The following is a 12139-nucleotide window of genomic DNA, read 5'->3' as shown; positions in this document are numbered from 1 at the left end:
CGGATTGCAGGCCAACATAGAATCTCCCAAATTGATCGCAAACGGCCGCATAAGCCGTGCCACGGTCAAAGCCACTTATAAGCCTCCATCACTCCCGGAAATTGAGATGCGCGCCAGTCAATGGCGCGCTAATTTCAGGACCCGCTTTTCATCAAGGATCACTGTCATGAGCGCCAATCTGCTGAGCATTCCGGTTACGACGATCAAGGGTGAATCGAAAACCCTCGCCGACTTTTCCGGCAAGGCTGTGCTGGTGGTCAATACCGCAAGCAAGTGCGGTTTTACCCCGCAGTACGAAGGGCTTGAAAAGCTCTGGCAGGACTACAAGGATCAGGGGCTGGTCGTGCTGGGCTTTCCCTGCAATCAGTTTGGCAAGCAGGAGCCGGGCAACGAAGGGGCTATTTCGGAATTCTGTGAGCTGAATTTCGGGGTAAGTTTTCCGCTGTTCAAGAAAATCGATGTCAATGGCAGCAATGCCCACCCGTTGTTCGTCCAGTTGAAGAAGCTGGCGCCGGGTTTACTCGGGTCCGAGCGCATCAAGTGGAACTTCACCAAGTTTCTCATTGGCAAGGACGGTCAGTTGGTCAAACGTTTCGCACCGCTGACCAAGCCCGAGGACCTGAAAAGCGAAATCGAGACGCTGCTCAAATAGTCATTTCACCGGTAGCCACTGTTCCAGCAGGCTGACCAGATCGGAACGGCGAAACGGCTTGGCCAGATAATCACTCATGCCTGCCGCCCGGCAGCGTTCGCGCTCTTCGGGCATGGCATTGGCAGTCAGCGCAATGATCGGCAGTTGTGGCCAGCGTCCGCATTGGCGGATCTGGCGGCTGGCTTCGTAGCCATCCATGACCGGCATGTTGCAGTCCATCAGCACCAGATCGAACTCGTGAAGTTCAAGCTGCTCCAGCGCTTCGCCGCCGTGGCTGCTGACAATCACCTCACAGCCCAGTTTGCTCAGTATCCCTCGGGCTACCAATTGATTGACCGGGTTGTCTTCCACCAGCAGGATTTTGGCCGGGCGCAAGGTCTTGCTGTCGGCCGCTTCCGTATCCCGGTCGGGAATCTGCTCGGGTTGCAGGATCCGACACAGGCTTTGATAAAGGGCATTGCGTGCCAGCGGTCGAGCATGTTGCTGCAGGGGGGCGAGGGCGCTGACCTGTTCGCTTGGCATGAAGTTGCCGTAGGCAGTCACCAGCAGAATGGGCACATCAATCGTCGGGCGCATGCCAAACAGGCATTCCGGGCAATCGGTGATCACCAGATCAGGACTGCTCCTGGGGTCCATATTCAGCACATTGTCATCCATGCTCCATCGCTGAAAATCGATACCCCATTCAGGCAGCAAATTGCCCAGTAGCTCAACAAGCCCGCTGCCCGCGTTGCTGACAACTACGACGCGGCCTTTTAGAGGCGTCGGAGTAATGGTGGCCTGATGGATGGGCAGTGGCAGGTCTGCGCAGAATTGACTGCCGAATCCTGACTCCGAATGAATACTCAATTGCCCTGACATGGCTTCACACAGGTTATGGGTCAAAGCCAGACCCAATCCGGTGCCACCAAATTGCCGGGTAATCGCCGCTTCTGCCTGGGTAAAAGGCTGGAAAATCCTCTCCTGTGCTTCTTGGGCAATGCCGATGCCGGTATCCCGCACTTCAATGCGCACGCTGTTTTCCAGGGTGTCAGGATCTTGATAGTTGCTCAGTCGCACATCCACCCGACCAAAACGGGTGAATTTCAGCGCGTTTGAAAGCAGGTTGCTGACGATTTGTCGGACCCGTGTCGGATCACCCACCACCAGAGCCGGAAATTGCGTATCAATGAAGCAGGTCAGCTCGACGCTGGGCGCCGCATTCTGTGACAGCAGGTTGGCGGTGTCCTCTACCAACGCGCCGAGATCGAAGGGGATGCGCTCGACCTGCAAGTGACCCGCGTTGAATTTGGACATGTCGAGTATGTCGTTGAGCAGTTCCACCAGCACCTTGCCCGAGTCGTGGGCAATCGACAGTTGCTGACGCTGTTCGGCGCTCAGGGGGCTGTCCAGCGCCAGGGCGAGCATGCCTAGCAGCCCGTTGAGTGGCGTGCGGATTTCATGGCTCATGTTCGCCAGAAACGCGGTGCGGGCCTGAGCCATGTCCAGCGCCGTACTGCGAGCGATTTTCAGCTCTTCATTGGACTTGCTCAGCCTTTCGTTGCTGGCCTTCAATTCAGTGGTACGGGCTGAAACGATGTCTTCCAGTTCATTGCGGTGTGCCGTCAGGCGGTCTTCGGCTTCAACCCGCCGCGCCAGTTCTGAAGCGATGTTTGCAAACTGGCGGTTGGCGACATCTACCAGTACGCCGATTTCATCGTTTTCGTGCTTTGGTGGGCATCGCAGTGGTGTGGGAGTAGGGTTGCTTGAATCGCGTGTGGCCAGAGCCCGTATCACGTCAACCAGGGGTTTGGTCAGTGTCATGTAGAACAGCAGGGTCAGCACGCCCGCCAGAATCAGGCTGCGCATGAAGCCATTGAGCAGCGTGATGCCCGAGCGCTGCAGGAAATGATTACCGAAGGCAAAGGTGTCGACGTTCAGGCGCAGCGTGCCAATCGGTTCGTTGGGTAAGTGCGCCAGGTTCAGGGTGTCTTCGAACTGGCGGCTTTCGCCAAACAGGAAGTCGCTGACAAACCGGTAGCGACTTTGCGCGAAGGGGCGTTCGACGCTGGAAAGCACCACATTGTTGTTGTCGGTCAATCTGGCGCCCGCCACCGCCGGGGATTGCAACAGGCCCAGGGTCAGTTCCTGAGCCAGCTCGGCGTCGATATTGTAGGCAATGCGTGAGGCCGGGTTGTGGCTGATTTCCAGCAGAGAGCGAATTTCACGATTGATGGACGCATCTTCGCTGGCATAATCGATGGCAATTTGTATCAGGCTCAGCAACATCCCCAGAATGAAGCCGAGCAAAACGGTCAGGCGGGCCTGTTTATACGAGAGCCGTTGAGTAAACGCTATGTCCATGAGGGTATTGCCACTTCTGGTGTCCTTCGCGGGGGCAAGCATAGCTGATCGGCGCTGGCTCTCATCAAGCAACTTATAGTTAACTGAATTGAAATGAATATTTGTAGGACTGGCATTAGCCGTGAAGGCGTTGGCACATCTTATCTACAGATGTGACCGGAACCGCTTTCCTCACTGCTCAGGCCAGTCCCGTCGTGTTTACTGCGTGTTAATCAAGGAGCCATTGTGGACTCTCGCTTGAATGCTTTTCTCGAACGCGCCGACGCCGTACTGGCGCGGCTTGAACCGCTGCTGCCAGCGCCACGGGAAGCGGTCGACTGGTCGCACTCCATGGCCGCGCGCTGGGTTCGTGAAGGCCGCAGCGGTTACCTGATGCCGCTTGAAGTCAGCCTCGACATGCGTTTGTCTGATCTGATCGGTGTCGATCTGCAACGTGAACAATTGGGTCGCAATACGCGTCAGTTCATCGACGGTCTTCCGGCCAACCATGCTTTGCTATGGGGTTCGCGTGGGACAGGCAAGTCTTCGCTGATCCGTGCGCTACTCGCCGAGTACGCGAAGGCGGGCCTGCGGCTGATCGAAATCGAGCGCGATCATCTGGGCGATCTGCCGCGTGTCGTCGAGCAACTGCAAAAGCTGCCGCAGCGTTTTGTGCTGTTCTGCGATGACCTGTCTTTCGAGGCAGGGGAGAGCGATTACCGGGTTCTGAAGAGTGTGCTCGACGGTTCTCTCGAGCAGGCTCCGGACAACGTTCTGCTTTATGCCACGTCCAACCGTCGTCATCTGGTGCCGGAAAAGGAAAGCGACAATCTCAACTGGCAGCAAGTCGATGGCGAACTGCATCCAAGCGAGGCCGTAGAAGACAAGATTGCACTGTCGGATCGCTTTGGGCTGTGGCTGTCGTTTTACCCGTTCACTCAGGAGCACTACCTGAACGTAGTGGAACACTGGATCACGCAACTTGCCCTGGCGGCCGGCCTGAGCTGGCAGCGTGATGAGGAACTGGACAAGCACGCGATCCGCTGGGCAACCGGACGGGGCAACCGCAATGGGCGGTGCGCCTATCAATTCGCACGTTATTGGGTAGGTTTGAAATTGTTGGAGCAACAACCATGATTGACTTGCAAAACACCGGTGCCGGGCTGGAAGGCTACGGTCTGTTGGCTGCTCAGCTGGAATCTCTATTGGCTGATGAGAAAGACTTTATCGCCAACGCCGCACAGTTCTCGGCTTTTTTGTATAGCCAGATTGATGATCTGAACTGGGCCGGCTTTTATCTCAACCGTGATGAAGAGTTGGTGCTGGGGCCGTTTCAGGGGCAAATCGCGTGTGTGCGCATCCCGTTTGGCCGCGGTGTGTGCGGCGCTGCTGCGCAAAGTCTGCAAACCCAGCGTGTCGAAGACGTGCATGAGTTTCCGGGGCACATTGCGTGCGACAGCGCATCGAACAGCGAGCTGGTGGTGCCGTTGGTGAAAGAGGGACGCTTGATTGGGGTGTTGGATCTGGACAGTCCGAAGGTAGGGCGCTTTTCGGAGCAGGATCAGGCAGGCATTGAGCAATTGGCAGCGATCTTTCTGAAAGCAACGGACTGTTGAGTCCTGGTTGGCGCATCGCTCAAAGCGTATGCGCCAACCCGTCGTCTATCAGTCGTAGATGACTTTCTTCTTCCATTCCGATTCGGTGTCGTCCGCCTTCAGACCTTCGGTCAGAGCGTTGTCGTCGTCTGCGGTTGGCGCAATGTTGGTCAGTACCATGGAGTTGGCACGTGCCAGCTGTTTTTCCATGGCTATCAATGCGGCTTGATACGTCACAGGATCTGGCTGGTTCTTCAGGTACTGCACGCCGCGTTCAAACGCGAGACGCGCCTGACCAGGCTGGTCCTGCTGCAGTGCGGCCTGGCCCAGGTTGTTGAAGAATTCAATATGCAGCATCACCAGAATATTGCGGATCTCGCGAATCCAGTGCTTGGCTTCGCTGGTTTGCAGAAATCCGTCATGTGCAGCGCGAGTGACCTGGCCATGCAGCGCTTCTAATAGAAAGCGAACATCTTTGGCCTTGGCTTCGGTGAGGATCGGGCTGGCCGGGTTGGTCACGGCAATGGCGTCGCCTTGTGCAACCAGGGTGTTCAGCTCGTCGACGCGGGTTTTGAGCTGTGCGCTGTTTTTATCCAGCGCCAGCATGCGCTGTACCACGTTGAGTTCCAGACGGGTCATCAGCAGCTTTAAAGCAGGGGTGACCAGTTGGCCCGGGAACGTTTCGGAAATTTCGGTGCAGCGACGCAGTCGGTCGCTGAGCTCGATCTTCGTTCGCGCTTTATCCAGCTTGGAGTTTTCTGCCACATGGTTGAGATAGCCGATCGCGATCAGGAGCGCAATGCCGGCTACTACCATCAGGGTAATCATCAGTGGAGTCACCGCGCGAACCTCTATATAGCTGTAGTCAGTAAATTTGAAGTGAGTGTAGTGGCTAAGCACTATTGCGCATAGATGCACTGCTTGTAGTTTGTCGGCCAATACATAAATACCTGAAGCGCGCAGCGCCAGGCGGCTGGATAAAGCAGGCGAAGTCATTGATTTAGATAAATTTTCACATTGGGGTTGACGACCCCTCAATCCATCCATAGAATGCGCGCCACTTACAGCGTAAAGCACCTAGCGGAACGCAAGTTAAGTAGTGAAGTTGTACGTGTGTCCCCTTCGTCTAGTGGCCTAGGACACCGCCCTTTCACGGCGGTAACAGGGGTTCGAGTCCCCTAGGGGACGCCATATTGCGGGAATAGCTCAGTTGGTAGAGCACGACCTTGCCAAGGTCGGGGTCGCGAGTTCGAGTCTCGTTTCCCGCTCCAGTTTATGCAGTCTTGCTTCCGGGCGAGATTGAGTGAAACCAGAACCCAGTCTTCGGACTTGGATTTGGGCACTGAAATACACACCATGTGTTTCAGTTCGTGTGTCCCCTTCGTCTAGTGGCCTAGGACACCGCCCTTTCACGGCGGTAACAGGGGTTCGAGTCCCCTAGGGGACGCCATATTGCGGGAATAGCTCAGTTGGTAGAGCACGACCTTGCCAAGGTCGGGGTCGCGAGTTCGAGTCTCGTTTCCCGCTCCAGTTTATGCAGTCTTGCTTCCGGGCGAGATTGAGTGAAACCAGAACCCAGTCTTCGGACTTGGATTTGGGCACTGAAATACACACCATGTGTTTCAGTTCGTGTGTCCCCTTCGTCTAGTGGCCTAGGACACCGCCCTTTCACGGCGGTAACAGGGGTTCGAGTCCCCTAGGGGACGCCATATTGCGGGAATAGCTCAGTTGGTAGAGCACGACCTTGCCAAGGTCGGGGTCGCGAGTTCGAGTCTCGTTTCCCGCTCCAGTTTATGCAGTCTTGCTTCCGGGCGAGATTGAGTGAAACCAGAACCCAGTCTTCGGACTTGGATTTGGGCACTGAAATACACACCATGTGTTTCAGTTAGCGTGTCCCCTTCGTCTAGTGGCCTAGGACACCGCCCTTTCACGGCGGTAACAGGGGTTCGAGTCCCCTAGGGGACGCCATTGCGGGAATAGCTCAGTTGGTAGAGCACGACCTTGCCAAGGTCGGGGTCGCGAGTTCGAGTCTCGTTTCCCGCTCCATATTTAACGAAAACGCCGCTCAATAGAGCGGCGTTTTTGTTTGTGCGTTTTTTAATGCCCAGCTATCTGATTTGGCATATTTTTCTGTAGAAGTGGCCCCGGTGTCCAAGGCACCGGGCTGTATCGTGGCAAACATAGGGCCTGTAGGAGCTGCCGAAGGCTGCGATCGCGGTGTGTCAGGAGAAATGCTTCGCAGCCTTCGGCAGCTCCTACAGAAAATGCATTTCAATCCAGCCGTGTTTGCTGTGAACAGCGTGGTTTTATCAGCGAGGCAAGATCTGTCGCAAGTCACCCAATCCGAAAATCAGCATGCAGCCGCTTCCAGTGCTTGCGTAAAACGCTTTTGTGGTCGTCCGCCATCCTGCTCTCATCCAGCGCCGCAGGCCAAAGGGTACGAGCTTTCTCCAGCGCCGCTCTGAGGTTATAGAGAACCGGACGCCACGGAATATCCCCATATTCCGCCCACTTCTTGAAGTCCTCCATGGAAACTTCGTACCAGTTTTTGCTACCGCCCATATTCAGGGCGTACTGGTTTTCATCGGTGATGTAGGCCTTGGTCACAACGATGTCGTACGCGGGAGACAGTTCGGCGTTGCGGCCATCTGGATAAATCATGCTCCAGTTCTTGAGGTGCGCGTCGCCGTTCGCCAGCAGTATGTTGACCAGGAGTCTCACCGCCATCTGCGCCGCGTCGCGCTGGCCTTGAAGCGAGTTTTGATAAATCAGCTTCCCTACCTGTTCATAACTGGCCGCGCGGTATTTGTCGTGGGCGTAGGCAAAGAAAATCTGGGCAAAGTCTTCTGAGTGGACGCGCTTGTTGTCTGGCAATCGATCGTATCGACGTATTCCATAGGCGTACTGCTCATTCGGCAGATTGATGTTGGGAAGCGCCTCGATGTGGGTCATCGGGATCAGCTTGATTTCGGGGATGTTCACGCCAGCAAGGGCAGCGAGTGTCATTGCTGTGTATTCATTGAGTGGCACAAACGGATGCACGGTCGAAGGCGTTTTAATAATCCAGTCCCCGGGAGCATCGGGGTCGCCGGTGATGTAACGCCCGTCCTGGTTGCGCATGGAGAATTTCATTTGTACGCCAGCCAGAGAAAAATGCGCTCGGCTATCAGGAATATCGATAACGGTGGGCTGGATTTTTCCACGGTACTGAAGGGCCAGATGCGGGATTTCCGAGGCTTCCAGAGGGTAGGCAATCAGTGCGCCGGGGAGGTCTCGGCCCAGCCAGGTCAGCAGCGGGAATTCATTATCCCGATGAACCTTCATCGCTTGTGACAGGAAGTCGCGTAACGCGCCTTCTGGAAGCAGGTTGCTGAGCACCGGGTGCAGCTTATGGCTGCTGATGTAGGGATGGCTTGCTGCAAGTTGCCGGGCCAGAGACGCGGGGTTGTTGTGGGACAGCGTCAGCGGATTTTTGGCCTCGTTTTGGACGTACTCGGGCGCTAGTGTGAAAACGTTCTTGCCGTTGGAGTACCCCGCGACATAACCGACGTTTTCACCCTGAAGGGTCAATCGTAAGGCTGAGACCGTTTCTTTGACCATCAGAGGTCTCCCCAGGGGTTTTCAGCCTCTTCGCTGACCGTCAAAGTTTGCACTCCAGGTTCGGTGTAGCGCTGATTGATCTCCGTTTGAGCTTCGCTGGCAAGAATGCGTTGAACGGCAGCGAGCTTCGACTTGGGGACCAGAACCAGCGCCGACTCCAACCCCTCAGCAATCTGATCGAGCGTGTTGAGTCGTGGGTTGCCACCCGCTTCGATTTTGCCGTACTGCTGTCTTGTGAGCCCTGCGAGCAATGGCATTTCCTGAATTTTCAAGCCAAGCGCAAGACGACGTTGGCGGATTTGATCAAGCAATGTGGTTTTCATGGCGCGGTCCCTCGGTGAGGTACGCAGTATGTAATCTATATGGCTCTCGTCAAGATAAATGAGCTATATAGATTACTTTATTAAATAAAGAGCCTTATAGGTTACATTTTTGGCGTGAAGAGTCTTATATGGCTCTTTTTTAGCGAGAGAATCATATAGATTGCATCTCATGCATCGCCAATTGAGTCAATAAAGCACCCTGGATAACGCGCTTGTTGCACTATATAAAGCCGACTGCGCCCGATTTGCACCATGGCGATGCGCCAAATCATGAGCCGTGACGCCAAACCGCTCCTGTATACCCGCGTCGACAGTCTGGCTTTACGCGGGTTTTCCCGATTTGCACGAAGGCTGGCACAAACGCTGCATCACCCTTGTTCAGGTCCACCGCGAACGTAGTCGAGTGGGCAGCCCGTCGGTCAACGAAGATCGATCAGCCAACAAGGCCAGGGCACTATGGGTGGATCAGGCATAGAGGCCAGGTTAACCACCAAACGAACAGGCAAAGGCGCCTGAGACCGCAAGGTTTCAGGCGCTTTTTTTTGCTTTTTATTCCGTGATTGGCTTTGGTCGGGTGCTATCCATGAACACAAATATTGATTCTTCGAACTCGCTGCAAACCCTGATCGTGATCGGCAATGGCATGGTCGGACACCACTGTGTCGAGCAATTGATTGCCGGTGGCGCGTTGCAGCACTATCAACTGCATGTGTTTGGCGAAGAGCTCATGCGCGCTTATGACCGCGTGCATTTGTCCGAGTACTTCACCGGCCGTGATGCCGAGTCGCTGGCGCTTTCCGATGCTGCGCTGTATCAGACGCCCGGCGTCACGCTGCACCTTGGCACCCAAGTGCTGGAGATTGACCGGGACGGCCACAAAGTCATCACCGCCAGCGGTAGTGTGCATTACGACAAGCTGGTGCTGGCCACCGGATCCTACCCGTTCGTGCCACCGATTGAAGGGGCTCACGGTGACTCACGTCTGGTTTACCGCACTCTGGAAGACCTTGATGCGATCCGCACTGCGGCGACTAACGCTATTCGCGGTGTTGTGGTGGGCGGTGGCTTGTTGGGACTGGAAGCTGCGAATGCCCTGAAAAGCCTTGGCCTCGAAGCGCACGTCGTGGAGTTCGCCTCGCGCTTGATGCCGGTTCAACTGGACGAGCAGGGCGGTATCGCCCTCAAGGATCGCATCGAGCAATTAGGCGTCGGGGTGCATCTGGCCCGTGGTACGCAGTCGATCACGGCGGGTGAGGAATACCGCTACCGGATGAACTTCGGCAATGACGAATTCCTCGAAACCGACCTCATCGTGTTCTCCGCAGGCATTCGTGCGCAGGATGCGCTGGCCCGGCAATGCGGTCTGGACATTGGTCCCCGTGGCGGCGTCAGCATCGACGGCCAGTGCCTGAGCAGCGATCCGGATATTTACGCGATTGGCGAGTGCGCGGCCTGGAACGGCAGTATCTTTGGTCTGGTTGCACCGGGTTACCAGATGGCACGCGCCGTAGCGACGACCTTGTGCGGTGGCGAAGCTGATCCGTTCATGGGCGCCGACATGTCCACCAAGCTGAAACTGCTGGGTGTCGACGTTGGCTCCATTGGTGATGCTCACGGCCACACGCCGGGCTCACGCAGCTATCAATTCATCGATCAGACCACTGCCAGCTACCGCCGCCTGGTGGTCGATGCCTCCGGCAAGCATGTGATTGGCGCAGTGCTGGTGGGCGACAACAGCTACTACGACACCCTGCTGCAATACATGCAGAACGCGATCACGCTGCCCGCCGAACCGGCCAGTCTGATCCTGCCGAGTTCTTCTGGCGCACCCACTCTGGGCCCGGCGTCTTTGCCTGAAACCGCGACCATTTGTTCGTGCCACAACGTCACCAAAGGCGCCATCTGCTCGGCCATTGATGGCGGTTGTACCGATTTGGGCGTGCTCAAGTCCGAGACCAAGGCTTGCACCGGTTGCGGTGGCTGTGCCGCTTTGTTGAAAACTGTGTTTGAACACGAGCTGATTGCTCGCGGTGTCAGCGTCGATAAAAGCCTGTGCGAACATTTCGCCTACACCCGTCAGGAGTTGTACGCGCTGGTTCGCGTTGAGGGTGTGCAGACGTTCGAAGAACTGCTTGCCAAACACGGTCGTGGCCACACCGGTTGTGATATCTGCAAACCGGTCGTGGGTTCGATTCTGGCGTCGTGCTGGAACCAGCCAATCATGGACGCCTCACTGGTGCCTTTGCAGGATACTAACGACACGTTCATGGCCAACATGCAGAAGAACGGCACTTACTCCGTTGTGCCGCGTATCGCGGGCGGCGAAATCACGGCCGACAAGCTGATCGCCATCGGCGTGGTAGCGAAGAAGTACGACCTGTACACCAAAATCACCGGCGGCCAGCGCATCGACCTGTTCGGTGCGCAACTGCATGAGTTGCCGGACATCTGGTCGGAGCTGATCGAAGCCGGGTTCGAGACCGGCCATGCCTACGGTAAATCGACGCGTACGGTGAAGTCCTGTGTCGGCAGTACCTGGTGCCGTTACGGTGTGCAGGACAGCGTGCAGATGGCCTTGACCATCGAGGATCGCTACAAAGGTCTGCGCTCGCCGCACAAGCTAAAGTTCGCGGTCTCCGGCTGTACCCGTGAGTGCGCCGAAGCGCAGAGCAAAGACGTTGGCGTGATCGCCACCGAGAAGGGCTGGAACCTCTATATCTCCGGTAACGGTGGCATGCGTCCGCGCCATGCCGAGCTGTTCGCCACCGACCTGGATGACGAAACCCTGATTCGCTACATCGACCGTTTCCTGATGTTCTACATCCGCACTGCCGACAAGCTGCAGCGCACCTCGGTATGGCGCGAAAGCCTGGAAGGCGGTCTGGACTACCTCAAAGATGTGATCATCAACGACAGCCTCGGGTTGGGCGCGGAACTGGAAGCGCAGATGCAACTGGTGGTTGATCGCTACGAATGCGAATGGGCCAACACCCTCAAGAGCCCGGAGAAACTCAAGCGTTTCCGCACCTTCGTTAATGACAAGCGGCCGGACCCGGACATCCATTTCGTCGAGGAGCGCGGCCAGCGTCGTCCGGCCACGGCTGCCGAGCTGAACCTTATTCCCGTCGTCGAGGAGGCACTCTGATGAGCCTGACAGCTATCAAACACAGCGAACCTGTTGCACCTGATTCGAGTCTTGCGTGGCATACGGTTTGCGGCCGAGAAGATCTGGTGACCAACTCTGGCGTTGTGGTCTGGCTCGACGGCGCGCAGGTCGCGCTGTTCTATCTGCCGGACGCTGAGGGCAGTCAGCTTTACGCGGTGGACAATCGTGATCCGCAGTCCGGGGTTAACGTGATTGGCCGCGGACTGATCGGCAGTATCAAGGGTGATCTGGTCATTGCCTCGCCGCTGTACAAGCAGCATTTTCGTTTGAAGGATGGCAGCTGTCTGGAATACCCGGAGCAGCGTTTGCGGGTCTGGCCTGTGCGCTTTGAGGGAGAGGACGTGCAGCTCGCGGTGTAGTGAAGCCGCGCGCATTTGAATTTATATGCTTTTATCTGTAGGAGCGCGCTTGCTGCTCGCCGGTAGCGTGGATCAGGGGAGTTTTGATGGTTAGTCTTTGCATATAAACCCATTCTGAAAAT

The 12139-nt window shown here is 56.3% G+C and carries 9 protein-coding genes and 8 tRNA genes; 13 read left to right on the top strand and 4 right to left on the bottom strand.

Translation table 11 applies throughout. The features are described 5' to 3' along the window. Positions 1-166: 166 nt before the first annotated feature. Positions 167-652: a glutathione peroxidase gene (locus AO242_RS01990; protein ID WP_099267447.1), complete on the top strand. Its 486-nt coding sequence runs from the start codon at positions 167-169 to the stop codon at positions 650-652. Here the strand turns inward: AO242_RS01990 and AO242_RS01985 are convergent, their stop codons facing one another. Further along, positions 653-2995, bottom strand: a complete 2343-nt coding sequence (locus tag AO242_RS01985; protein ID WP_099267446.1) for a response regulator — start codon at positions 2993-2995, stop codon at positions 653-655. It lies immediately after the preceding gene. 225 nt (positions 2996-3220) lie between these two features. Here AO242_RS01985 and AO242_RS01980 point away from each other — a divergent pair, with 225 nt between their 5' ends. Together AO242_RS01980 and AO242_RS01975 are read left to right on the top strand one after the other, a co-directional pair. After that, positions 3221-4111: an ATP-binding protein gene (locus AO242_RS01980; protein WP_099267445.1), complete on the top strand. Its 891-nt coding sequence runs from the start codon at positions 3221-3223 to the stop codon at positions 4109-4111. Then, the gene (locus AO242_RS01975) at positions 4108-4590 is read left to right on the top strand and encodes a GAF domain-containing protein (RefSeq protein ID WP_027902450.1); all 483 of its coding nucleotides are present in this window, start codon (positions 4108-4110) and stop codon (positions 4588-4590) included. The genes AO242_RS01980 and AO242_RS01975 overlap by 4 nt, the downstream gene beginning before the upstream one ends. A gap of 48 nt (positions 4591-4638) precedes the next feature. Here the strand turns inward: AO242_RS01975 and AO242_RS01970 are convergent, their stop codons facing one another. After that, positions 4639-5397 (bottom strand): hypothetical protein, encoded by a 759-nt coding sequence (locus AO242_RS01970; RefSeq protein WP_080238342.1) that lies wholly within the window; start codon positions 5395-5397, stop codon positions 4639-4641. Between the two features lie 287 nt (positions 5398-5684). On the opposite strand from AO242_RS01970, the gene AO242_RS01965 reads away from it, so the two are divergent. The 8 genes from AO242_RS01965 (at position 5685) to AO242_RS01930 (ending at position 6615) form a co-directional block, all read left to right on the top strand. Beyond that, a tRNA-Glu gene (locus tag AO242_RS01965) sits at positions 5685-5760 on the top strand. A 4-nt stretch (positions 5761-5764) separates the two neighbouring features. After that, positions 5765-5840: transfer RNA gene (locus AO242_RS01960), tRNA-Gly, on the top strand. Between the two features lie 103 nt (positions 5841-5943). Beyond that, a tRNA-Glu gene (locus AO242_RS01955) sits at positions 5944-6019 on the top strand. Between the two features lie 4 nt (positions 6020-6023). Beyond that, a tRNA-Gly gene (locus AO242_RS01950) sits at positions 6024-6099 on the top strand. A 103-nt stretch (positions 6100-6202) separates the two neighbouring features. Continuing rightward, positions 6203-6278, top strand: a tRNA-Glu gene (locus AO242_RS01945). A 4-nt stretch (positions 6279-6282) separates the two neighbouring features. Then, positions 6283-6358 (top strand) — tRNA-Gly (locus tag AO242_RS01940). A gap of 103 nt (positions 6359-6461) precedes the next feature. Further along, positions 6462-6537 (top strand) — tRNA-Glu (locus AO242_RS01935). Positions 6538-6539: 2 nt separating this feature from the next. After that, positions 6540-6615: transfer RNA gene (locus AO242_RS01930), tRNA-Gly, on the top strand. Between the two features lie 288 nt (positions 6616-6903). On the opposite strand, the gene AO242_RS01925 is transcribed toward AO242_RS01930, so the two are convergent. Then, positions 6904-8169 carry a type II toxin-antitoxin system HipA family toxin gene (locus AO242_RS01925; protein ID WP_099267444.1) on the bottom strand — a complete coding sequence of 422 codons (1266 nt, stop codon included), beginning with the start codon at positions 8167-8169 and terminating at the stop codon, positions 6904-6906. Further along, positions 8169-8492 carry a helix-turn-helix transcriptional regulator gene (locus AO242_RS01920; protein ID WP_099267443.1) on the bottom strand — a complete coding sequence of 108 codons (324 nt, stop codon included), beginning with the start codon at positions 8490-8492 and terminating at the stop codon, positions 8169-8171. Before AO242_RS01920 ends, AO242_RS01925 begins: the two co-directional genes overlap by 1 nt. A gap of 583 nt (positions 8493-9075) precedes the next feature. On the opposite strand from AO242_RS01920, the gene nirB reads away from it, so the two are divergent. Both nirB and nirD read left to right on the top strand, forming a co-directional pair. After that, entirely contained in the window at positions 9076-11637 is a 2562-nt protein-coding gene (nirB, locus tag AO242_RS01915) for a nitrite reductase large subunit NirB (RefSeq protein ID WP_099267442.1), read from the top strand. Next, positions 11637-12017, top strand: a complete 381-nt coding sequence (gene nirD, locus AO242_RS01910; protein WP_099267441.1) for a nitrite reductase small subunit NirD — start codon at positions 11637-11639, stop codon at positions 12015-12017. The genes nirB and nirD overlap by 1 nt, the downstream gene beginning before the upstream one ends. Positions 12018-12139: the final 122 nt, after the last annotated feature.

Origin of the sequence: Pseudomonas sp. ICMP 561 (assembly GCF_002699985.1) — a bacterium.
GTDB classification, from domain to species: Bacteria; Pseudomonadota; Gammaproteobacteria; order Pseudomonadales; family Pseudomonadaceae; genus Aquipseudomonas; species Aquipseudomonas quasicaspiana.
This window is presented reverse-complemented; position numbering and strand designations above follow the sequence as displayed.

Excerpts from the sequence above, each read along its gene's own strand:
- AO242_RS01990 (WP_099267447.1), top strand. The coding sequence starts at position 167 with ATGAGCGCCAATCTGCTGAGCATTCCGGTTACGACGATCAAGGGTGAA.
- AO242_RS01985 (WP_099267446.1), bottom strand. The coding sequence starts at position 2,995 with ATGGACATAGCGTTTACTCAACGGCTCTCGTATAAACAGGCCCGCCTG.
- AO242_RS01975 (WP_027902450.1), top strand. The coding sequence starts at position 4,108 with ATGATTGACTTGCAAAACACCGGTGCCGGGCTGGAAGGCTACGGTCTG.
- AO242_RS01970 (WP_080238342.1), bottom strand. The coding sequence starts at position 5,397 with ATGATTACCCTGATGGTAGTAGCCGGCATTGCGCTCCTGATCGCGATC.
- AO242_RS01925 (WP_099267444.1), bottom strand. The coding sequence starts at position 8,169 with ATGGTCAAAGAAACGGTCTCAGCCTTACGATTGACCCTTCAGGGTGAA.
- AO242_RS01920 (WP_099267443.1), bottom strand. The coding sequence starts at position 8,492 with ATGAAAACCACATTGCTTGATCAAATCCGCCAACGTCGTCTTGCGCTT.
- nirB (WP_099267442.1), top strand. The coding sequence starts at position 9,076 with ATGAACACAAATATTGATTCTTCGAACTCGCTGCAAACCCTGATCGTG.
- nirD (WP_099267441.1), top strand. The coding sequence starts at position 11,637 with ATGAGCCTGACAGCTATCAAACACAGCGAACCTGTTGCACCTGATTCG.